General features: G+C 60.5%; 24 protein-coding genes. 20 read left to right on the forward strand and 4 right to left on the reverse strand.

Annotated features, from left to right (window positions below):
• Nucleotides 1-59 precede the first annotated feature (59 nt).
• From OXS31_RS16315 to OXS31_RS16400, 18 genes are read left to right on the forward strand one after another with little or no spacing between them, the layout of a single operon-like run.
• Entirely contained in the window at nucleotides 60-494 is a 435-nt protein-coding gene (locus OXS31_RS16315; RefSeq protein ID WP_267400463.1) for a DotD/TraH family lipoprotein, read from the forward strand.
• Nucleotides 494-769, forward strand: a complete 276-nt coding sequence (locus OXS31_RS16320; RefSeq protein ID WP_267400464.1) for a hypothetical protein — start codon at nucleotides 494-496, stop codon at nucleotides 767-769. The genes OXS31_RS16315 and OXS31_RS16320 overlap by 1 nt, the downstream gene beginning before the upstream one ends.
• Nucleotides 766-1,827, forward strand: a complete 1,062-nt coding sequence (locus OXS31_RS16325; protein WP_267400465.1) for a hypothetical protein — start codon at nucleotides 766-768, stop codon at nucleotides 1,825-1,827. The genes OXS31_RS16320 and OXS31_RS16325 overlap by 4 nt, the downstream gene beginning before the upstream one ends.
• Entirely contained in the window at nucleotides 1,827-3,662 is a 1,836-nt protein-coding gene (locus OXS31_RS16330; RefSeq protein ID WP_267400466.1) for a hypothetical protein, read from the forward strand. The genes OXS31_RS16325 and OXS31_RS16330 overlap by 1 nt, the downstream gene beginning before the upstream one ends.
• The gene (locus tag OXS31_RS16335) at nucleotides 3,662-4,669 is read left to right on the forward strand and encodes a type II secretion system protein (RefSeq protein ID WP_267400698.1); all 1,008 of its coding nucleotides are present in this window, start codon (nucleotides 3,662-3,664) and stop codon (nucleotides 4,667-4,669) included. Before OXS31_RS16330 ends, OXS31_RS16335 begins: the two co-directional genes overlap by 1 nt.
• 25 nt (nucleotides 4,670-4,694) lie before the next feature.
• Nucleotides 4,695-5,327 carry a prepilin-type N-terminal cleavage/methylation domain-containing protein gene (locus OXS31_RS16340; protein ID WP_267400467.1) on the forward strand — a complete coding sequence of 211 codons (633 nt, stop codon included), beginning with the start codon at nucleotides 4,695-4,697 and terminating at the stop codon, nucleotides 5,325-5,327.
• A gap of 9 nt (nucleotides 5,328-5,336) precedes the next feature.
• A complete protein-coding gene (locus tag OXS31_RS16345; RefSeq protein WP_267400468.1) occupies nucleotides 5,337-6,128 on the forward strand; it encodes a hypothetical protein in 792 nt (263 codons plus the stop codon).
• 2 nt (nucleotides 6,129-6,130) lie between these two features.
• Nucleotides 6,131-8,023 (forward strand): ATPase, T2SS/T4P/T4SS family, encoded by a 1,893-nt coding sequence (locus tag OXS31_RS16350; protein ID WP_267400470.1) that lies wholly within the window; start codon nucleotides 6,131-6,133, stop codon nucleotides 8,021-8,023.
• A 10-nt stretch (nucleotides 8,024-8,033) separates the two neighbouring features.
• The gene (locus OXS31_RS16355) at nucleotides 8,034-9,173 is read left to right on the forward strand and encodes a type II secretion system F family protein (protein WP_267400472.1); all 1,140 of its coding nucleotides are present in this window, start codon (nucleotides 8,034-8,036) and stop codon (nucleotides 9,171-9,173) included.
• 8 nt (nucleotides 9,174-9,181) lie between these two features.
• Nucleotides 9,182-10,369 (forward strand): hypothetical protein, encoded by a 1,188-nt coding sequence (locus OXS31_RS16360; RefSeq protein WP_267400474.1) that lies wholly within the window; start codon nucleotides 9,182-9,184, stop codon nucleotides 10,367-10,369.
• Nucleotides 10,369-10,950: a hypothetical protein gene (locus OXS31_RS16365; protein WP_267400475.1), complete on the forward strand. Its 582-nt coding sequence runs from the start codon at nucleotides 10,369-10,371 to the stop codon at nucleotides 10,948-10,950. Before OXS31_RS16360 ends, OXS31_RS16365 begins: the two co-directional genes overlap by 1 nt.
• Nucleotides 10,947-11,492, forward strand: coding sequence for a hypothetical protein (locus tag OXS31_RS16370; RefSeq protein ID WP_267400477.1), 546 nt, complete (start codon nucleotides 10,947-10,949; stop codon nucleotides 11,490-11,492). The genes OXS31_RS16365 and OXS31_RS16370 overlap by 4 nt, the downstream gene beginning before the upstream one ends.
• Nucleotides 11,492-12,214 carry a hypothetical protein gene (locus OXS31_RS16375; protein ID WP_267400479.1) on the forward strand — a complete coding sequence of 241 codons (723 nt, stop codon included), beginning with the start codon at nucleotides 11,492-11,494 and terminating at the stop codon, nucleotides 12,212-12,214. Before OXS31_RS16370 ends, OXS31_RS16375 begins: the two co-directional genes overlap by 1 nt.
• Before the next feature lie 32 nt (nucleotides 12,215-12,246).
• Nucleotides 12,247-12,714 carry a lytic transglycosylase domain-containing protein gene (locus OXS31_RS16380; RefSeq protein WP_145156146.1) on the forward strand — a complete coding sequence of 156 codons (468 nt, stop codon included), beginning with the start codon at nucleotides 12,247-12,249 and terminating at the stop codon, nucleotides 12,712-12,714.
• The gene (locus tag OXS31_RS16385; RefSeq protein WP_145156145.1) at nucleotides 12,711-12,986 is read left to right on the forward strand and encodes a TrbM/KikA/MpfK family conjugal transfer protein; all 276 of its coding nucleotides are present in this window, start codon (nucleotides 12,711-12,713) and stop codon (nucleotides 12,984-12,986) included. The genes OXS31_RS16380 and OXS31_RS16385 overlap by 4 nt, the downstream gene beginning before the upstream one ends.
• A 2-nt stretch (nucleotides 12,987-12,988) precedes the next feature.
• Complete coding sequence (locus OXS31_RS16390) at nucleotides 12,989-13,486, forward strand: hypothetical protein (protein WP_145156144.1); 498 nt, start codon at nucleotides 12,989-12,991, stop codon at nucleotides 13,484-13,486.
• Between the two features lie 27 nt (nucleotides 13,487-13,513).
• The gene (locus OXS31_RS23475) at nucleotides 13,514-15,661 is read left to right on the forward strand and encodes an ATP-dependent helicase (RefSeq protein WP_267400484.1); all 2,148 of its coding nucleotides are present in this window, start codon (nucleotides 13,514-13,516) and stop codon (nucleotides 15,659-15,661) included.
• Nucleotides 15,658-16,080 (forward strand): hypothetical protein, encoded by a 423-nt coding sequence (locus OXS31_RS16400; protein ID WP_267400486.1) that lies wholly within the window; start codon nucleotides 15,658-15,660, stop codon nucleotides 16,078-16,080. Before OXS31_RS23475 ends, OXS31_RS16400 begins: the two co-directional genes overlap by 4 nt.
• 97 nt (nucleotides 16,081-16,177) lie before the next feature.
• Here OXS31_RS16400 and OXS31_RS16405 read toward each other — a convergent pair whose 3' ends face one another.
• From OXS31_RS16405 to OXS31_RS16420, 4 genes are all read right to left on the reverse strand, one after another.
• Nucleotides 16,178-16,486: a hypothetical protein gene (locus OXS31_RS16405; RefSeq protein WP_267400488.1), complete on the reverse strand. Its 309-nt coding sequence runs from the start codon at nucleotides 16,484-16,486 to the stop codon at nucleotides 16,178-16,180.
• A 71-nt stretch (nucleotides 16,487-16,557) separates the two neighbouring features.
• Nucleotides 16,558-16,866: a hypothetical protein gene (locus tag OXS31_RS16410; RefSeq protein ID WP_267400490.1), complete on the reverse strand. Its 309-nt coding sequence runs from the start codon at nucleotides 16,864-16,866 to the stop codon at nucleotides 16,558-16,560.
• Between the two features lie 5 nt (nucleotides 16,867-16,871).
• Complete coding sequence (locus OXS31_RS16415) at nucleotides 16,872-17,294, reverse strand: response regulator (RefSeq protein ID WP_267400492.1); 423 nt, start codon at nucleotides 17,292-17,294, stop codon at nucleotides 16,872-16,874.
• Nucleotides 17,295-17,594: 300 nt separating this feature from the next.
• Nucleotides 17,595-18,227 (reverse strand): SOS response-associated peptidase family protein, encoded by a 633-nt coding sequence (locus OXS31_RS16420; protein WP_267400494.1) that lies wholly within the window; start codon nucleotides 18,225-18,227, stop codon nucleotides 17,595-17,597.
• 209 nt (nucleotides 18,228-18,436) lie between these two features.
• On the opposite strand from OXS31_RS16420, the gene OXS31_RS16425 reads away from it, so the two are divergent.
• Nucleotides 18,437-20,128, forward strand: coding sequence for a molecular chaperone HscC (locus OXS31_RS16425; protein WP_267400496.1), 1,692 nt, complete (start codon nucleotides 18,437-18,439; stop codon nucleotides 20,126-20,128).
• 8 nt (nucleotides 20,129-20,136) lie between these two features.
• A complete protein-coding gene (locus OXS31_RS16430) occupies nucleotides 20,137-21,750 on the forward strand; it encodes a hypothetical protein (protein WP_267400497.1) in 1,614 nt (537 codons plus the stop codon).
• The last annotated feature ends 114 nt before the right edge of the window (nucleotides 21,751-21,864 follow it).

Here is a 21,864-nt window from a genome sequence, read left to right on the forward strand (position 1 = left end):
TGATACCTCTTCTCGTCATGGCGGCGCTCGCAACAGGGTGCGCCCAGAAGCCTGCGCAGATGACCATGACGGAATCCGATCCGGCAGTTCGCACGCTGAACGAAGCGGCTATGCGTGTCGCCAGGGCCTCCGAGCAGGCTGCGTTGGCCATCAGCGCCAATACCAGGCGATCAGGGGTGACGCAGGACTTCCAGATCGACCTCAACCGGGTGCCGCCGGAAATGCGCCAGCCACTGCTGCTGGAACGGGGCTTTAACGGTGACCTCGAGGCTTTCCTACGCTCCATCGCCGACGCCGTCGGCTGGCCAGCGCCTGTTTTCCTCGGCACTGCGCCGTCCTCGCCCGTGATCGTGTCTTTCACCGAGCAGCGCCGACCGCCGATTCTCTGGATCGCCGACGCTGGCTATCAGGCCGGCGCCCAGGCAGACGTCACGGTGAACAGTTCTCTTCGCCAGATCGTCGTCCGCTATCGGGACGTCCGGAGCGCTCATTGATGTCTCGAATCCAACCCGCCTCGCTCTATCGCAAATCCGTCCGCATACCGCTGATCGACGAATGCGATCAGGCGCTGGTCGCCTATCTGGAGGAGCTCGATGCCCCGGGCATGAACCGGTCGCAGGAGTTCTTCCGTTCCGCTGCGCGCAACGAATACGTCGCCAGAGCGATCGCTCAGTTCTCCGAAAGCCGGGCACCGTTGCGTGATCCACGCTTGCTCGACGCCCTCGAGGCCTGGGTAAAGGCGCGGCGCGCTGAAGAGGCGCAGCTATGAGCCGCCGTATCCGACCGGTCCTGCCGGCGGTAACCGCCGTGATGCTGCTCGGCACCGGAGCTGCCCACGCAGGCTTCTCACTGGAGGGATCACCCATGGTTTCCAGTGAGCGCACGCCAAGTGCCCAGTTTCAGCCATACGAACAGAGGGGCAACGCGTCCTTCCGCCAGCCCACTGCGGGCTACGAGGCCAAACAGGCGCGGTACCAGGATGCAGAGCTCATGGTGGACCTCGCCTACCGTCCGGTCACCCAGACGGGCAGCGGCCCTGCGGACGTAGTACCGGGCTTCGCCGATGACGTCCCTTTCAACGCTGCTATGTCCATGATCCTGCCTGATGGCTGGCAGCTCTACCGCGGCAAGTCGCTCGGAAAAAGCGAGGTGCCGGAAACCGTCAGCTACCGCGGCGGCGTGCGTTGGCCGGAAATCCTGAATCAGCTGGGGGAGCGCTATGCCCTGGCGTTTCATATCGATTGGAACCAGCGGACGGTGATGCTGAACAAGGGCCGCGAGTCCGCGGTGTCGGCTGCCAGCCGGATCAAGATCATCCCCGAGCCGCCACGGCCGGCGGAGAAAGCGCCAGTGCCCCGGACAGCAGCCAGCGCGCCGTCGCCCGCCGCGCCGGCAACGGCTGCCGTCGCCACCGCGGTACCTGCGGCCAAGCCGATTTCAGGCACCGCGCCAGGTCAGCATGCGCTGGTGCCCACTACTGCGTCGGCCAAGCAGCCAGTGCCCACCATCGCACCGCCAGTGACGCCTAAAACGGTGCCGCCGGCCGCACCTGCTGCGGTGAGAGCGCCTGCACCGCCTGTACCGCAGATCGTGACCCTGCAGGTGCGTAAGGGCTCTCTCCAGGAAAACATCAGACGGCTATCCGCCGAGCATGGCTGGGAAGCGCCCGCTTGGAACATCAATGCCGACTACATGCTCGGCTCGAACTTCACCTTGACCGGCAAAACGTTCGAGGAGGCGATCAGCAAGCTGCTGATCATCCACCCCATCGAAGCCAACGTGAACGTTGGCGAGCACAAAATCTACGTCCTGAAGGAGTCCCAGTGATGCGCTTTCCCGTCGCGATCCTTGCCGCCTGTGTCGCGCTGAGCGCATGCACTACTCCCATTGGCAACTCTCCTCGCAAGCAGGAGTTGAACAAAGAAATCCAGCAGTGGATGTCCGAACAGAACGCGCCGCGTGATAGTCGCGTGCGCATCACTGACTTCCCGACCCCGGGCAAGCGCGTGGAGCTTCGCGAGCACCAGTGGCTGCGTGACAAGAAGATCACCCTGCAATTCTCGCGCGACGGCAGTCCTGTCACGGCAAACGCGATCGCCCAGTCCCTGCGGGCGAAGGGCATCAATATCATGTCGTCGCTGCCGCTGGACGGTTACACCTACACCGGCTACGACGTGACCGGCGTAGATGGCGAGACCGCGCTGCGCATGCTGTTCGGGCCGATGGGCCTCGACTACGACGTGAACGACGAAGGCCAGTACGTGGCGATCCTGCCGAACCGTGCGCGGACCTTCTATCTGAAGCTGGGCGAGCGCACCACGACCTACAAGAGCGGCACGCTCGCCGGCAACGTGGGTAGCTCCGGATCCACGACGTCCACCTCGGGTGGTCTGGGTGGCGGCATCGGCTCGCCGGCCAGCGGCGGTTCCGGCGGCAGCACCACCACCTCCGGCGGCGTAAACACTGGCCTGGATACCGGTACCGGCAAAGTCGACATCGCCGGTGACTTTTGGAAAAACCTGAAGTCCGAGCTGGACTCGATGCTGCAGCAGTGTGTGCCGGCTGCCACGAGCATGCCCGTGGTCACGACCAGTGCCGAACTGCCGCCCCTACCGGCGGAAATCTCTGGTGCGCCGACCGCACCGCGGCCGTTCACGATGCCGGTAAATATCGCTCAGGCGCCCGGCGCAACACCGTCCAACACCGCAGTCTGCACCAAGCAGAGCGTTGGCACCGTCTCTACGAACCCCAGCACTGGCGCGGTCACTGTTCAGGCACCTCACTGGGTGATCGAGCCGATCGCCAAATACCTCGACGGGGTGAAGCGCGACAACAACGTCACGCTCAACTACGAAGGCGTCTTGATCTCCGTCAGATCCACGAAGTCCCACAGCGAAGGCATCGACCTGGCAGGGTTCGCGTCTTTCGCAAGCGGCAAGCTGGGCCTGGTTGTGTCCAATAATGCGCTGGGCGGCGTCACGATCAGCGGTGGCGGGAACGTACCGCCTACCGTTTCCACCGGCGGAACTGCAGTCGCCAATACTCTGGTGGGCCTGCGCAAATTTGGCAGCAACCCCGCCCAGGCCTTCCTCGCCTACCTGGAAGCGAACGGGGAATACAGCATCAAGCAGCGGCCGCGGGTGTCGGTGACCAACGGTGTCCCGGGCGAATTCGCCCAGTACGACAACCTGTATTACACCCAGTACTCCCAGAACTCGACTTCCAGTCTTTCTGGTGGTTCGGCTGTGGGCACCACTAACCAGCTTGTGACGTTCAAAGTCGGCTCGACGCTGCGCATCGTTCCCTACTACGACGCCCAGACTGGCGAGGTCCGCAGCCCTATCACCTTCTCCCAATCGGTAAAGACCGGGTCGTTCACCAACATTCAGATCGTGACCGGTGCGAACGGTAGCAATCAGCAGGTACCCAGCGAAGTACCCATCATTCGGGACAGCAACTACTCCGGCGAAGTCCTGATGAAGGATGGCGATATGATCATCCTGGGCGGCCAGGTGTCCGAGAGCAACTCGGCGAGTGGTTCGGGTATCCCCGGTTACAACTCTCAAGGTAACTGGCTGTCCGGTCTGATGGGTAACAAGACTGCATCCGACGAAACCAGCACCTACTACCTAGCCCTCACCTTGAAAGTAGTGAAGCCGTGATGAAGTCCCGTCAGCGCGGCTTTACTCTGGTCGAGCTGTTCATTGGCGTATTGATCCTCGGCATCATTGCTTTGGTGACTGCCCAAATGATCTCAATGGCCTTGGCCTTGTATGAGGGTACGAAGAGGGCGGAAGCGCAGGTCTACAACTTGCGCCTCGCGTCAGCCTTGAAGGCCTTCGCTAGAAATAGCAATGGTGGGCGCCTGCCCATGCCCTATACCGGAAATGGATTGTTCTCGGCCGTTTACAACCCCGAGGATACCTCGACTACAGGCCAGGCCTTGGCGTTCGAATTGCGAAATACGTCGGTGCCGCTTTCGCAGATCAACAGTGATAGTTCCCTGTTGAAGAATGTGAAGGCCTATCGTGTAGTGCAGGGGCTCACCTATACCGTTCCGCTGTACTTCACGACTGGGACGCCGGTGACGCTCACCTATGACGTGGGCACCCTCGTTCAAACTACCTGCGCTCAAGGTAACGCCTGCAACAAAGGGATTCCGGGCGACTCTGTTGCACTTACCGATGCAAATGCTGCGACGTGGGATGCAAGCGGTTCGGACTACGCAGCGGTGACCTTCAGCACGCTTCCCGACCAGAAAGAAATGCTGCGGATGACGATCGGCCGCATCAACCGGCTGACCGATCGCCTGGCTAGTGAGTTTTACACCCGCCAGCGCCTGTCTGCCGCCGACAGTGCAAATAACTTCTATCCGCTACCTACCAACGCTGGCGCTCCTAACTTATCAGGCGGTGAGTCTGCAAGTTTTTGCTACAACGGCTGGTACCGGCTTGACGCTACTAACGTGAACATCTTGCCTCAACTCGGCTTGGATAAGGCGGAGTTCGGTGTTACCGCATGGGGCGGGCCAATTGAATACTGCCAAGACTTCGATCCAACTCAGGCCGGAGCGAACAAGGCACCGCACTATGCCGCTTTGCGGTTTAACAAGAATTTGACCTCGGCTGGTACAGCGACGGCCACAAATAGCGTCATCGTGACGTTTTAACACTAAGCACACCAGGAGCATTCAAATGGCGTTCCAAGATATCGCGGTGGTCGATCGTTTTACCCGAACCGCAAAAAACAGGCAGAGCGGCTTCACCCTCATCGAGCTGATGGTGGTGGTCGTCATCGTGGGCATTCTCGCGCTGATTGCTGCGACCTCGCTCAAGGGAACTTCGGATCCTGCGAACGCAACTGCCGTCCGCAGCGTCGGCCAGGACCTGACTCACGCGATCGGGTATATCCATGCCAACCTCGGGACTGGCCTCTCCGCGACGACCAATGCATTGCCCGTAAGTGGGCAGACAATGCTGGATGTACTGGTAATGGGCGTTAGCTCGGTGAACTCCACCTATCAAAACGCCTTCAGCCGTATTGGCGTAAGGACTCTGGAAGGCAACATTCGTGTGGTCTCGCGCCCGAATGGTCAGACGCCTGGGTCGTACACGGTCAATTCCTACCCGATCTCTTTCGTCTCTTGCGCCACAGGCTATGTGTGCACGCGCTTCGATAACGTGCCTAGCAGCACCGTTCAAGAGTTGGCGGCGAAAGCCGGGATCACTAACTTCGCGCCGGGTACCGCGCAAACCACAGGCTCGACGCAGTACACCGCAGCGGACAGCAGTGGCCAGCACTCCGTCACCCTGCAGCTGATGCCCTGAGGACCGCGCGTGATCCCCTTCTTCGTGGTCGCCATCGGTTTGATGCTCATCGGAGTCGTCAATACGCTCGTGCAGCCGCTGGAAGAGCTCACGCGTGCCTACCAAGGGCAAGTCGTTACAGAGCGCATCGCCGTGATCGGCGATGCGATCCAGCAGCACTACCTGGAGGTCCCAAATGGGGGCTTCCTGACGCCAACAGCGGTTGCCCAGGCAGACGGCTATCAGTACGTCGGAAGCTTTAAGCCGGCAATGTTCCAGACCGCCAAGGCAGACAACCTCAACGACACCGCCTGGCGCTTCTCCCGGGTGGCTATCTACTTTCAATACCCCGGATCGCTCCTGACGCCGCAGGACTATCTAGCCGGATCAAATAACGGCTGCGGCTCGAGTGGGTTTACAGGTGGTGAAAGCTGGTGCGGTCCCAGTATGTCCGCCTGGTTGCGCCTGGAAACTAAGGCGTCATACACGACGATGCTTCTCTCCGAAAAGCAGCGCCTTTATCGAACCATGCGGAAGTTTCTGCAGCGATATAGCGCCGACAGCATATTTACCTCTATGCCGGAAGGCTCAGTACAGACACTTGCCAGTTTGGTTGGCTACAACGGGACAGCGATCGCTTGCAGCGGCGTTTGGGTTTACTCCGGAATCCCGTTTACTTGTGATGATTTATTCAACTCATGGGGCATTCCCATTGCGGTGAACCAGCCTACCGTAAAGCGGCTGGCGCTTGTTAATCGCACCGGGATAACTGTTAGCAGCGGCCAAGCCGTGCGCATTGCCGAAGAAGTGACTCTGGAGTAACGATGACTATCCCTATCGATCTAAACCCGGCGCTCGAACTTCTGCAGAGCTGGGGCTTTGACGGCGCTGTGCATGACCAACTCTTCAAGCACGCCCAAACCGTTCTGAACTGCCGAGAGCTCAAGACTGGCGAGATCCTGGTGCAGATCGATCTTGCTACTCCGGCCGAAATTGAGGCCTGGCTGGCGGCGAAGCCGGCGACTGCGAAAACACTCGAATACATCAAGGGCCAGAAGAGCCAGATCGCGGCGCGCTACGATGAAATTCTGGCAATCAAGGAGGGCAGGGCCTTCGTCTCCGCGGTTATCCCTGACTTACGACTGCACCCGGTGCTCGACAAGGTCAATGAAAAGCGTGGTCTGAAGGAAGAGCTGGAACGGCTGCAGGCGCTGCCCTTGATCTACAAGGGCAAAGCCTTTGTTGCGTTCTCGGACTTGATGAAGCTGATCCAGTTTGTCCAAATGGATCGGCCGACCAAAGCACGAAGCATCTTTTTTAAGGAATTCGACGCCTACCACGAAGCCGATCCCCCACAGGTTCACTACGTCCTACTGTCGGGAGAGCGTTTCGGTCATTACCGGTCCCGGCTAGATAACAATGACCCGGCCGTTGCCGCCACGCAGCACCTGCAAACCATTGACCAGGCGATGGGTGATAGTGACCCCTTGATTCAACGGATCATCGACATCGTGAACCTTGCGCTGCAAGTAGGCGCTAGCGACGTCGACTTTGAGCCGACGCATGATGCCACGGCATATTCGGTAAACTTCCGAATTCGTCAAAAGTTGCGCCCGACCGGCATGGTGCTCCAGACGGCTGAAGCGAACAGAATCATCAACATTCTGATGAGCCGCTCGAAGGCTAATCCTCACTCAGGCCGTCTGCAGCATCCTGTCGACGGCAATATGATGTTCGAGTTGAAGAATGGTGATGCGTTCTGCCGGGCGTCATTCATACCATTGGAAAACTCCAATGGTGAAAAGATAAGTTCGTCACTGCGTATGTTGCCCCGCGACTCGAAGCCGGTCGAGCTGCATAGTCTCAACATCAGTCAGGAGATCATTGAAGAGCTGCTATATGTCTCTGAGCTCAAGTATGGATTCTTCCTGGTATGCGGCCCAACCAATAGCGGCAAATCAACAACCATCGCTGGTATGCTTGAGGCCAACTACAAACTGTACGGCTCATCTAAAAAGCGTATCAGTATTGAAAATCCGGTAGAACGTAAGATCCGCGGCGTTCGTGCTATCGACGCGAGCCAGTACAACTTCGGCTCCGGTACGAATGAGGGCGCCGAGAATATGCCGCGCGCCTTGAAATACATTTTGCGCCACGACCCGGATATTGTCTTTATTGGAGAGATCCGAGACAAAGAAAGCTGCGAAGTTTCGGTGGCCGCCTCCAACACTGGTCACTTTGTATACGCTACTACGCATGCGAATACCCCAGTCATGGGTATTCGGCGGCTTGCCGACATGGTGCCTAAATCGAAGCACTTTGATCTGATAAACGTGTTGTCCGGTGTATTGGTCCAGCGACTCGTTGCCATCGTTTGTCCGAACTGCAGCGAAGAGATGGTTTTTGATGAAAGAGAGGAAGCGCTAGTCAAGCGGTACTGCGACGCTAACGGCATTGACTTGCAGGGGGAAGATCTACCTGCAACTTACAGGCGTCCCGGTAAAGGCTGTGACAAGTGCAGCGACGGCTACAGCAACATGGTTCCGATTCACGGTCTGCTGATGATGAATCCGCAAGTCCGGGAGCTCCTGTTATCCGATGACGGTAAGGACTGGATGAAGGCGCAGCAGCACAGTAAGCCCAATATTTCCATCTTCGATGCCGCATTCAAGCTGTTTCGCGATCAGCAGATAGCCATCGAAGATCTCTTGATGTAAGGAGCCCAGGATGGCTACGCATTCTTCATCCAACCAGACAATGCAAAGTGCAAACCCTGTAATCCAGGTTGCGGCTATTCGTACGAACCGTCAGATGCGGGACTTGAGCTTTGCGTTTAGAAACCTGATGTGGTCTGGGAGGCTGCCGTCGTCGCAAGTCCTGGCCGAAGTAGCCAACATGGCGCCGGATTTCAGAGAACCGCTTCTTGCTGGAGCCGAGAGGATCAAGAGCAAGGGCGAATCGTTCGCCGAAGCTGTGGCTCCGATCTTTCCCCCGACTGAACTTGCAGCTATTCGTGCCGGCGAACACGCCGGCGGGATTCCGAAGGTGTTCGATCAAATTTGGCGCGCGTCGAAAATTCAGGGAGATATAAATAAGGCAATGAAGGGTCTTCAGACCCCCGTTGCAATTATCGTGCTGTCCCTGCTGGTATCGGTCGGCTTCTATCTTTTTCTAATTCCCACTCTGGTTTCGACTCTTCAAAGTTCGCCAGGCGCTTCTGCAGGAAGTCTTATTCAGAATGCGGTGAATTCGCAGAAGTGGATCGTCGAACATTGGATGATCATTAGTGGAATCCTGACGCTAGTTTTCTTCGGTATCGCTGCATACTTTTCCCGCCCGCAAGCGAGAGACAGCTTCGTCGACGGACTATTGGCGCTCGCGATCAAGTTCAAACCCTTTGGTTACGCGTATTCCAATCTGAAGTTCGGCTTGGTTGCGAAGTATCTGCAGATTGTCAGTGAGGCGGGAGTAAATATTGATGTTCGTATGCGGCTGGTGAACGAGATGCTCCCACCGCCGCTACGAGCAGCGATGTTGCAATTCAGAACGGAGATGGAAGCCAACGGTATTACCGCAGCCGCCTCCATCGAACGGCGTGCGGCAACCGACCCAAGGCTCGATCCAGTGCTTTGGCCCGTCTACTTCCGCCTCGCGTTATCCCAAGGCTCTGAGACCGGCGACATTGCCGAACCGATGGCCGAATACGGAGACGTCATGATCGAGGATGGGAAAGAGCGTACCCAGCTGCTCGTCAGCACCTTGACCAACCTTTCCCTGGTGATCGCAGGCGTACTGATCCTGATCCCGGTAACCCTGATGTATTCGAGTATGGGCGAGATGCTGATGGCGCGCTTTCGCGCCATGTAGGAAAGAACATGAAGATTATTACTAGCCTCTCCGAATTGCGCACGATCATCAGCAGCGGCGAGAAAAGCACGTTGATGATCGGCGGCGCTCTCGTCTATGCCACGCAAGATAAGGCCACGGCCGAGGGTATGGTCGCTGACGGCAATTACGTCATGCAGCCGCCCCGGCCCGCTTCCCGGGGTCGGCTGTTCGAACAGGCCAAAACAAGCCTCTTCGTCTCCGTACAGGACGAGGCGGCGAATTTGCTCGCCGACTTCGGCCCTGTGGCGTTTCTTGCTGATCACTACCTGGCGTATGGCCTGGCGCAGTCATCTGACACCATCGTCATTGGTGGCAGTGCTGAGGGCTCCGGGGCGGTCACGCTCGAGATCATGGTCTTTTCCGGGAAGCGCCTGGTCGAGACCGTCGAGCGACGCGCGGAGCTTTCCTCGCTGCAGCTCGACCTGGCGGTCCGCGACGTGCTGGAGGCCTATCCGGCGCACTCCGTGCATTGGTGCTGTCCGCTGTCCGATCCGCCTATCTGCGACCTCAGCCAGAGCGAGAACTTCGTCGAGGTTGGCACCGCGCCGATCAAGTCGATCATCCGCAAGAAGGTCTTTGCGAAGCAGCAGGACGTGGATGAGTCCTCTGGCTGGGTACCTGCGATCGCGATCGTTTGCTTGTCCGGCGCGATCTTCGCCGGTGTGACGGCGTGGGAGTTCAGCGGTATCGATCGCGAACGAGGAATCTACCAGAAGGAAGTCGCCGGCTTCGAGAAGGTGTACAGCACTCGGGCGCAATCACTCGATCTGCTCCGGCACCGGGATACGTTCCTCAATACGCCGCCGGCGCACCTCGCGCGTATCCGGGACCTCGATAGCCTGCTCGCGCAGGTGGCCCATATTCCTGGCGTGCAGATCTCCCGGATCGAGATGTTCGACCGTGCCGCGGCAGACTCTCATCAGGTCGTCCAGGGAGACAATGGCGACGGAACAGGCCTCGCGGATTTCCGTCTTGAGATCTCGGTACCGCAGGAATCCGGCACCTCCGCTCGTGACCAGGCTGAACCGCTGCTCGCCCAACTCAACCACACCACCGGCATGACCTTCCGACTGATCGACCATAGCGAGCGAAAGGAAGGTAGCGGGTCAGGCTCGGTCGCCTTCTGGCAATACCGACTCACAGGAACAATGGAACGCGCCAGGGGGGCAATCTGATGCTATCTAAGAAGCGGATCGTCATCGGCTGCAGCTGCGCCATTGCGGCGGTTTTCCTGATCTACACACCCAAGGCAGTCGAAACCCTGGGCGCGATAAAGAACCGCCAGATCACGGCCAATGAGCGGCTCATCGAGTGGAAGAACCAGTACCAGGCGCTCCAGCCGGTGAAGGTTGCCTGGACGAACTCGTTCATTTCGGAAGCGGATGCTACCGACCTACTCAAGCTGTTTCGCTACGCAAATGTCGAACGGCATGGCTTGAGCGCCAACGTCGACAAAGTGCGCCAGTCCGCGTCGAGTGCGGTTTCGGTGAATGGGCAACAGATCGGTCTGCAACGCCTTTGCCTGGCCACAGCCGGAGATAGCTTCGAAGTGACAGCCGGTGGCGTGACAGCGCTGCGTGCTGGCCTGCGCGAGTTGGCCAAGCGACGGGACCTGGTCCTCGGCAGCATCGAGCTGTCCTTGGACGCCGCCTCTGGCATCGCCAAGGCGAGGATCCAGCCGCTGTGTGTGCTAGTGCGGACAGGAACAGATAGCAACGACGGCGCGACGGCCGTCAAAACTGGAGCTGCGCTATGAAGGTCGATCTCTCTCCTCGGCTGGCCAGCTCTGCGTTGATCGCCGCAGGCCTCATGGCGTGCTACCTGCTTTCGAATGCTCTAAATGACGCTGTCAACAACATGCGCTTCCAGACCGTCTATGGCGAGCAGGCTGACGCCCCTATTGCACCAATCAGCGCCAAGGCGCTTGCCCTGCCAGTGGTGGAAGCGTCGCTTAGCGCTGAAGAGGTTGCCGCTGGCCAATCGGACGATCAGCAGATCGAGTCGGCGTTTTCCCAACAGCTGAAGGTGCCTGAGTACACCAAAGAGCCCGAGGTCGCACCTCCTACGCTGTCACAGCAGTTTTTCATGACCTACCGGCCTACTGTTCAGGGCGTTGCCGGCCACGGAGCGTTCGTCCGGGGCCAATTCTGGAGCGTAGGGGAGCCGATCCGTGCGATGCCGCTGCGCGCTACGGATGGACAGATCGTCTATCCCAAGATCGTGCAGGTATCGCCGCGAGGCGTCGCGGTGGAGATCCAGGGCCAGACGCTGACGCTGCCCGTGTTCGGAGTCAACTGATGTCGTCCGAGCTGGAGGAACTGCTGCGCGACGTCGAGACCCTGGAAGAAAAGGCACGGGCGTTAGGAGCTGCGCCGAACGGAAAAACGGGAGCGATCGATAATGCGGTGGCCCTCGCTTCCAACTACAGCCAGTGGCGCTATGAGAACCCGGGCAAAGCGCTACTGCTCCGCGGCTGTGCGATTGCGTTGCTGTTGCTCACTACGGCTGTTGGTGCGTGGGTGATCGCACCATCGAGCCTCGGCCAGGTTACGGGCCTAGCCGCCTTGCGTGAGCGCGCCACCGCGGCCTACTACGCCGTCCTGTGGAGCACCCGCAGTACCGAAGGGGCTGTCGGAATGGACATCAAGCCGGTTTCGCTCAGCTGCAGCATTGAGCAGGTGGTGGGGGACGTACTCATCGTCTCCTGCTACGACAATGGGCAGCGGCTGCGCCGGCTGGTGAAGCTGGCCAACGTGATAGTCAAGGACAAGGAAGCCTTTGCCGCCTGGGCAAACCCATATCTGTTGAAGGGTGTCGCCCTGGACTTCTACCGGCCGATCGACAAGGTCAGCGGCCATGACGTGTGGGGGGTGGTGCTCTGGTACCGGCGCGCCCCGCTCAACGTGGAGACGGTAGAGCAGGGGATCGCTCTGCCTGAGAAGAACCCGCCAACAACCGTCGTGAATCAGATTTTTGCCCAGTACTACTGGGGCCTTGCCAAGAACGGTTCGGCTAACTGATACTCGCAGGGTATACGGTAGAGTATCACTATATGATAGATTTACCCCCGGCGATTCAGCACGGCGAGATCCCAGTGTCTTGCCTGGTGGTTACAGCCAATTCCTACCAGCTACCGCCGCTGTTGCTCGGCGGTGTGCTGATGGTTGAAGGAGGCCGCAACGGAATGGCCAACCTCAATGCCAACGGGTCGCGTGATTACGGCGTCAGCCAGATCAATTCAGCCTGGCTGGACAAGACCAAGGCCGTCGGCGTGGACGCGGAAGCGTTGCGTACAGACGCCTGTAAAAACATCTGGACCGCTGGATGGATCATCCGCCGGTGCATGAACAAGTTCGATCAGTCGTTTTGGCTTGCGGTCGGGTGCTACCACACCGGCGAAAACCCCAAGACGCCTGCTCAGCTAGAGCGCCAGCGCAAGTACGCGAAGAAGGTGCATGACTCGATCGCGCGGATCAGCGGGCCCTTCACGACGTGGTTAAAGAGCGGAAGTCTGCAATGAAATTTGAAGCGTCTCTGGCATTCGTCCTGATATTCGGAGCATCGATCGCGATCGCAGCCGATGAGGACAGCAGCTCGTCCGGCAACTCGAACGAGGGCGACTCCAGCTCGATCATGTCCGGTGATCCGGCGCTCGCGTGCCAGATGTTGATCTGCCTCAGTAACCCGATGGGCAAGGACCTGGCTGAGTGCGCTCCGCCGCTCAAGGCTTACAACGACATGAAGCCCAAACGTCGTCCGAACTTTCTCTCGCTATGCCCGAAGGTGGAATGACCATGAAGCGATTCATCGGCGCAGTGCTGACCCTGGTGGCCATCATCGACGTTGCTCACGCAAAAGCAGAAGAGTGGCATTGGGAGCGCTTCGGCAACTCCAGCTATCAAGGGCAGGTGCAGCTCCGCGACGACCTGGGTGTCTCCTCGAACTACCAGCGCTTCAGCGGCGGCAATACTGCGCCCCTGTTCGGATCCACCAGTGTGCAAAGCCCGCTGATGGTCGTCGAGGCCGCGATCAAGATGGACATTGTCCGGGGCGGCACCGCGGTGACCAAACCCAATTGCCCGAGCACCAAAGCGCCCGCTATCTACGTCGCGCCGGTGACCGTCTGCAACTACAACGAAGGCAGTGCAATGTCGGCCTTCAACGCCTATGCCGACAACACGTCGTCTACGACCTGGACCCCCCACGTCGCCGCGTACTTCCAAGGCTATGGCTGGCGCGTGCTGGACAACACCGACTGTGGTCGCATCCAAGTCACCACGATGTGCCAATAAGCCCGGCCGGCTGAAGAGGGTAACGCTGTGTCCGCGTCTCCAGAGCAGGCCGCAATCATCAACCACCCGGTCGACCGACATGCCAACGTCGTGGCGGTCGCCGGTTCCGGCAAGTCGTACACCCTGGTCGAGCGCATTGCCTTTCTCGTCGAGGCGAAGCGCACGAACCCCAGTGACATCTGCGCAGTGATGTTTGGGAGCGAGGCGTCGAAAGAGTTTCAGCGGCGGCTGATCACTCGACTGGGAAGAAGGAATAGTCCTGCATCGCTCACCTTTCACGGGCTCGGTACCGAGACGCTGGCGCGCCTGGCCAAGCGCGGCTTTGCCGAACGCTGGACGTTCTCCGCGAACGCCTACGATGCGCAGAAGCTGGCGACGAACGTCGTCTGGGACAGCTGCAAGCAACATGGCTACAAGTACCCGCGCCTGGTAGCCGATGTCTTCCTGCAGTTTGTCGATCGGGTGAAGGGCGACTTGTTGCCGCCAGAAGAGGTCTGGGCCGCCGGTGACTGGGAGGCCCACTACAGCTGGTTCGTCCCAATGTTCGCGGTCTATGAAAAGGTCCGGACCGCAAAGAAGCTCAGATTCTTTTCCGATCTGATCTACGACCCTGTGATGATTTTGAAGACGAACGATGAGGCGGCCAACTTCATCGCCGGCAAGTATCAGCACGTGATCCTGGATGAGTACCAGGACATCGGGGAGAGTCAGCAGGCGCTGATCCGCTTCATCGCCGGTACCCGGGCGCGCGTCATGTGCGTCGGCGACGACGACCAGACGATCTTCACCTGGCGCGGTGCCAAGCCGAGCTACATCATCAAGGACTTCGATCGGGATTTTCCCGGCGGGCTTCACTATCGCCTCACCCGTACGCGGCGATACGGCGCGATGCTTAGCTGCGCCGCCAATTACGTCATCTCCCACAACCTGGATCGGACCGCCAAGTTTTGTATCTCACACGAGCAAACGCCTGATACCTGCGTGGATGTTGAGTGGGAGCGATCCGACGGCTCTTCGCTGCTGAAGCTCGCCGGCGTGGCGCGAGAGCGAGGCTACCAGCTCAACGATGTTGCCGTACTCGTGCGGACCTACGCCCGGTCGGCAGCCAGCCAATTCGCGCTGCTGCGAGCAGGGGTACCGTTTCGCCTCGAGGGCGGCGACGACAAGTCGGTCCTCAACAACCGGTGGGTGGCTGGGCTCCTTGGCTGGATGCGGGTGGCCGCCGGGCAGCTCGTAGCCAGGCCCTACGCCGGCGAGCCGGATATGGGGTCGGTGATGGAGCTGCGGCGTACCCTGGACGTCCCGCCGATCGGCCTGTCCTTTGAGGGATGCAAAGCCCTATGCAAGGCGGTGCTGCAGGCCCCCGACGGCATGGAGGGGTTCATGCACTTCGTGCGTACCGGGCTGCAACAGCAAGAGGGCATCTTGAGCGAGCGGATCCTGAACCGGGGGAAGCTGTACCGGCGCGTGCGAGGTTCGGCGCAGCATGGGCGTGCGCTGTCGCCGCTCGACCTGGCAACGGAGCTGGTCGACAGCCTCGGCCTGATCGGGGCGATCAAGAAGTTCGCCAAGAACGATAGCGACGCCGAAGACCAGCAGGAACTGCTCGATGCCTTCCTGCGGTATGTGGGCGCAAACGAGAGCCGGGGAGTCGATGGCTTCCTGCAGCACATCGCCGACCTGCAGTCCTTCTCAGACCGCGCCAAGGAGGCCACCGACGCGCTGCTGATCACGACGCTACACAGATCGAAAGGCCTCGAGTGGCCGGTGGTGATCATGATCGGGCTCTACCAGGGCGGATTTCCCCACCAGCCCAAACGTCCACCACCGCCTGAGCGCGAAGAAGCGCGTATCGAGGACGAGCGCCGGCTGTTCTACGTCGGCATGACTCGCGCTCGTCATCAGCTGTGGATGCTATGCCCTGAGGACCTGGGGCTCATCCAATGGTGGCGCGCCGGGCTTTCCGGAAAGCCGAGGTCGCTGCGCAACAGCGCGGATCTGGCGAGCCAGTTTCTCTATGAGTGCAATCTCTACCTAGCCAAGGCATTGCCGACGATGATCAGCCGTAACGTGAGTGGGCTTAAGGCAGCCAACCCGGAGGTATTCAACGAATACCTCGAGCACCTGGGGCTGAGCCAGCGCTGCGCGCGGGTGTCCTTGGAGCTGCCGCAATGACGTTGCTACAGCGGTACCGGCAAGCGGAGGCGCAGCTGGTGACGCTGCTGGAGCAGCGAAAGCGCCTCGCCGAGGATCCGGCGCTCCAGCGGGATCTCGAGTTCGAGCAGCGCCTGCTGCAACTCTTGGCCGAGTACAAGATAGGCCGGGTTGAAGCCCTGGGCATCGTACGGTCCACCAACCTTGCGGCACGCCGGCGAATCGCGGTCCAGTATCGCCATCCCAGCACGGGCGAAGTCTTGGAAGACATCGGTGACAGCGCTGCGCGCCTGGCGGCGTGGCGGCTGCAGTATGGAAGTCGGGTCGTGGAAAGCTGGAAGGAGAATTGCTCGGATGGCGTTCGAGTCTACGCACCGGCGCTGACGGCTAGATCTGAGCTGAGCGGTACCGAAAGAGGCATTCCGCATACGAGCGCCTGATAGCAGGTCGCTGCGCGAAGAACACCTGCCCCAAATCAATCTGCACCGCTTTCGAAGGGCTGCTTTCGCCCCTGTACTGCCCAGCAAATAGGTCGGCTCAGGCGTGTTCGAGCCTACTTTGGCTGTCATCGATCCTAGCACGAACCGCTCCCGCTATGCGCCGCCGCGGCTTCTGCTTGCGCTTGAGGAATTCGGCCCGGCACTGTACGAACCACTCTCCAGCCAGGTGGGCGAGATGCCGGTGCTGTGGCGCGGTAATCGAACCGACATCGAGCAGAGCCAGGATGTATCCCTCCAGCTGCCCATAGAGGCGAACCAGGTGGCCAAGGCCCATGACGGCCATCTGCTCGATCAGCGCGACCCAGCGCAGCCGGGCTTGCTGGGGAAGAAACTCAAGGTCTGCCATAACGCCTCCTTAAGGTCATCGTACTACTGTAGACCGTCTCGGTTCGGCCGCCAGTCCGGTAGTAGGCGTCATCACCGCAAAAATAAGGGCCCGCCGGCATGACGTTCTCTCCGGAGCAGCACATTCAGTTTTTGCTTGCCGTGACCGCCCAGGCAAAGCGGCTGCACGCCGACTCGGCCGACGGCCACGATGTAGCTTGGTCTGAGCTTGACGATCTGCAGCAGCAGGCGTGGGCATGGAGCGCCTGTCAGAGCCTGGGTCACCCTCGTCAGCGGTGGCGCGCGGCGATAGGCACTACGCGGCAGCCAGGCCAGACGGTCAAGCAACTGCTGTCGACGCTCCACGGCCCCGGTTCCGTAGGACTCCGAGCTGTTCAGCACGCAGGCTAGTCCCCGCGCTGGTGGAGAGCCTGGACGTTGCGACACAGGGTGGTCAGCTGATTGAACGACCACGGCTTAGGGAGGAACGAGGCCTTCGGTAGCTCCGGTGCCGCCGACACATTGCCGGACGACACAACAATCAGAGCGGCTGGCCAGCGCGCCATCACCTGCTTGGCCAGGGCCAACCCATCCATGGCTCCAGGCATTCGCACATCGGTGAACAATAGATCCGGCGCCTGCCCCACTGTTTGCAGATGCCGCCAGGCATCGTCCGCCGACGCGAAGGCAGTGACGTCGAGGCCTTCGGATTCGAATATCTCCGTCAGCATCTCCACGAGAAGCGGCTCATCTTCAGCAATCACTACCAGGCACATCGCGGCCACCGCTTGAGGAAACGCATGCATCACCAGATGCGGACGGCGTGTCATTCGTTCGGCTGATCCGATGAAGGGATAGCTCGCCAGACAAATACCGCCAATAGTGCGCAGTAGACCGCCTTATCGCTTATCGCGCGCTTAATTGATCAGTGGTGTGGGGCGTACCTTTTGCACTGCGTCAGCATCCGGCGCGGCGCTGCCGGACAACGCATGGTCAGCCTAATCGGAGAGGGACACTAGCCGCTGGACTTTGGGGCTAGGGCGCCCGCTCTACAGCCGTCCATCAGCGTGCTGCAATAAAGCGCAGCGGCTGATCGGGCATGCTGTCGTCAACGGGAGTGGCACGTAGTGCTAGCGCTGGGTGAGCCGGTCGGCCGGGTACTGCCGCATGAAGCTCATGGCCGTGTCCGCCGGCGCGGTGAGCCAATCCTTGATCGCGCCGTTGGGCAAAATCGCGAGCATGCGCTTCTCATCTTCCGGGCGATGGTAGTTACGCATGAAGGGGTGATCATCGGCGTTCACCGTGAGCATCGTGAAGCTGAAGCGGCCCTTGCCATCAGAGTCACTCCATTCCTCCCACAGCCCGGCAATGGCCATCAGGCCGCCATCGGCCCGCTCTATTCGTGTCGGTACCGCCTTGCCGCTGCGCCAGTCCGGTTCATAGATCGCCGCTGCCGGGATGATGCAGTGTTGCGCGTTCTTCCAGGCTGACCGAAACGAGTTCTTCGTCGCCGCTGTTTCTGATCGGCAGTTGTAGGTGTGACGCCCAAGCTTCCGGTCCTTTGCCCAGCCGGGCAGCAGGCCGAATTGCCCGACCGCGAGGTCGTATTCACCAGCACCCTCGTCTTGCGCTTCCGCAGTGTTGAGGCGAATGAACGGCCCCATGTAGAGCGGCCACAGGTCGGTCTGGTACTGGTCAGGTGGCGTGGCGGCAAATGCGCTCTTCAGCCGCGCCGGAGATGGCGCCTCGTAGTGACTGCACATAGCTAAGGGCCCCCTGTATCAACCTACCGGATGTGGCCACGAGTCTCGCGGCACTCTGTTTGACCAGGATACCCTGCAGTATTTCCAGGCACCGTGGGGCAAGGCAGCCCCCACTACGGCCATGTGATTCTTTACGCTCCCACCCGTAGTCGGTCTAATACGCGCTTCGCAACGCTTGGGTAACGGGGCGCGCAGCGCAAGGAGCGAGCATGATCATCGGCATTGACCTTGGGACCACCAATAGCCTTGCGGCAGTCTGGCGCGGTGAGACCGCCCAACTGATCCCCAATGCCTTGGGTAAGGTGCTGACACCGAGTGTCGTTGGCTTGGACGACAGTGGCCAACTTGTGGTCGGTGACATCGCTCGCGAGCGCCTGCAGACGCACCCGCAGATGACCACCGCGCTATTCAAGCGCTACATGGGCAGTGCTCAAGAGACCTTGCTGGGTCATCGACCCTATCGCGCCGAAGAGCTTTCTGCGCTGGTGCTTCGCAGTCTCAAGGAGGACGCCGAGCGTTTCCTGGGTGAGTCGGTTACCGAAGCGGTGATCAGCGTCCCGGCCTACTTCAGCGATGCTCAGCGCAAAGCTACCCGCATTGCCGGCGAGCTGGCAGGCCTCAAGGTGGAAAAGCTGATCAACGAGCCGACCGCGGCGGCACTCGCGTATGGCCTGCACCACAAGCAGGAAACCACCTTCCTGGTATTTGACCTAGGCGGCGGGACCTTCGACGTGTCGGTCCTCGAGCTGTTCGAAGGCGTGATGGAAGTCCGCGCCAGCGCCGGCGACAACTTCCTGGGTGGGGAGGATTTCGACGACCTCGTGGTGACCCACTTCCTTGCGTCGCCGGCGGCCGAGGGATTGCCCGATGCTTTCAGCGGGGCGCTGGCGCAGCGCCTTCGTCGTGAGGCGCAACGGATCCGTCATCAGCTCGGGCAACAGCCGCGGGCGACCTTCTCCGTGCGAGAGAACGAGCGCGAGTGGGCTTTAGAATTCCACCAGGACAGCGCTGCGGCCCTTTATCAGCCGCTGCTGGAGCGCCTACGCGCCCCCATCGAGCGGGCGTTGCGCGATGCGCGCATCCACGCGGCCGACCTGGATGAGGTCCTGCTGGTGGGCGGTACCACACGCATGCCGGTGGTGCGCCGGCTGGTGGCCGGCCTGTTCGGGCGCATTCCGGCGATGCAGTTGAATCCAGACGAGGTCGTGGCCCAGGGTGCTGCTATCCAGGCGGCGCTCAAGGCGCGGCATGCCTCGCTGGAAGAGGTAGTGCTCACCGACGTCTGTCCCTATACGTTGGGTATCGAGACGACCTCGGGAGACGAGCTGCGCCGCGACTATGGGATCTATCTGCCCATCATCGAGCGCAACAGCGTGGTGCCGGTCAGCCGGGTCAAGACGGTCGGTACCATCGAGAACGAACAGACTCACGTGACGCTGCGTATTTTCCAAGGCGAGGCCCGCCTGGTGAAGCACAACATTTTCCTGGGTGAGCTCGACGTGCCCATTCCGCCGCGTCGAGCTGGGGAGGTCAGTGTCGAAGTGCGATTCACCTATGACAACAACGGCATTCTGGAAGCCGAAGCGCACATCCCGCTCACGGGAGCCCGCCATAGCCTGGTGATCGAGAACAATCCTGGTGTTCTGAGTGCAGAGGAGATCGCGGAGCGCCTGAAGGTGCTATCCGCTTTGAAGGTGCATCCGCGCGATCAGCAGGCCAACAGCCTCCTGGTGGCGAGGCTGGAGCGCCTGTATCAGGAAAGCCTGGGAGACCTGCGGAGCTACGTCGGCAGTCTCGCGCAGGAGTTCCAACGCGTGCTGGATGGGCAGGATGAGCGCGCCATTCGTGAAGCGCGAGGGGCGTTGCTGGAGCGCCTTGACCACCTTGAACGACAACGCTGAAACCGACCATGCAACTCGACCTCTCGGAGCTTACCCAGGCCGTCACTGAGCGCGAGATCAAGCGCGCCTATGCAAAGCTGCTGAAGACCCATCGCCCGGATACCGATCCCGAGGCGTTCCAGTGTCTGCGACAGGCGTACGAGCATGCCCTGGAGGAGGTCCGCCGACCAGACTGGCTCGAAGGAGATGAGGACGGTCCGGCAGAGGAACCAGCGGTTCTTCCAGTGGAAGGTGGCCCTACCGCCCCTGCGTCGATCGACCAGCCTGGGATGGCGGATACAGCGGTCGTACCCAGGGCGCTCCAGCCAGCCGCTGGCGCGCCCGAGCCCCACTCGCGTGTTGCGGCGCTGTTGAAGGGTGATCTGGACGAGGGTTGGGAAACGGCCCGGCGCCAGGGTATCGACAGTGCCTTCCAGCTTCAGCTGCTCCAGCACTGCCTGGCAAGCCGAGACCTGCAAAGCCTCAACTGGGCGCGGACCAACCTACATTGGTTGACGCTGGCGCAGCCGTCCTATCTACAGGCGCGGGAAGCCATGCTGCTCGCCGAGCAGGTGACGGGCGAGGTAATGGGTCTGGTTGAACAGTTGCTGGCCCAAGGCCAAGAAATCGAGGCATATCGGCAGCTCAGCGCCGAAATGGACAGCGAGTGGTTGAAGCCGCTCGACCGCCGCAGCCAGTTCCAGGCCCGACTGTTTGATCTGCTCGAGGAGAGTTGGGACTGGACACCCGCTTTCTTCGATCGGATATGTGCACTATGCGGTTGGAACGATGGCCGCGGGCATCTGCCCTGCAGCGCCGGGCGTTGGGTGGCGCTGGATGATCGATGCCACGCATACGCTCTGGAAGCCACCGTGCGGGAGCAGCTTGCTCAGCCTGCAGAAACAACGAGCCAGCGGGCGGCCTGGTTCCTGCTCGGTGACCTTGATGATTGCCACCGGCGGCAATGGGCGGACCGTTTCACGCCGGACGATTGGCAAGCCTGTGCGGATCTCGCGTACGACATCGCCAGGTACCCGATACTGCCCGCCATGCTTGAGCGTGATTATTTCACGGGCTGGCGTGCCTGGATGCCGAAAGGGTACTGGGGCTGGGGTTATCTCTACGTGTGGGCGCTGTTGTCCTGCGCGATCTGCCTGGCCACAGCGTTGGATCCACACAGGGCATCTTTCGACACCGGATTCCTGTTCTTCGCACCGCTGTTCATGCTCGCTTTGGTCGCGATACCTGGCTACTGGTTGATGCGCGTATGGACTTTGATCTCCCGCGCTGCCACTCATGTGGACGTCAGGCTGAGTGCCTGGCTGTTACCAAAGTGGATGAGGCGCAGAGGAAGTGGTGTCTTGGTGCTCCGCCACATCTTTCCCAGTCTGTTGCCCGCTTCGCTGGTCTACATCTGGGCTCGGGGGCTACCCTTACTGGGGCCGGCGTTAGCGCTGGGTACCGTGGCGGGCGCTGTGCAGTTCGCCAATGTCATCACCCAAGGCCGCTCGCCAGCGCCCTGGGCAGAGCGTGGCGTCCAGGGCCTCGTAAAAATGCTCAGCAATCGCCGCCTGATCAAACAGGTGCTGGTGTTGCTGGGCGGCCTGATAGCGATGACGGTCTTCAGCTTCATTTTTCGCTGAAAGGTGGCATGAGGGGGCAGGGGCCGTCATCACAAGATTTAGGCCCCGCAGCTCGAGCCTGGAGTCACCAGACGGCGCGTCGCTCTGCTGGACGCAAGGCCGCTCTCGAGGCTC

This window comes from Pseudomonas sp. GM_Psu_1, from assembly GCF_026544185.1.
GTDB lineage: Bacteria > Pseudomonadota > Gammaproteobacteria > Pseudomonadales > Pseudomonadaceae > Chryseomonas > Chryseomonas oryzihabitans.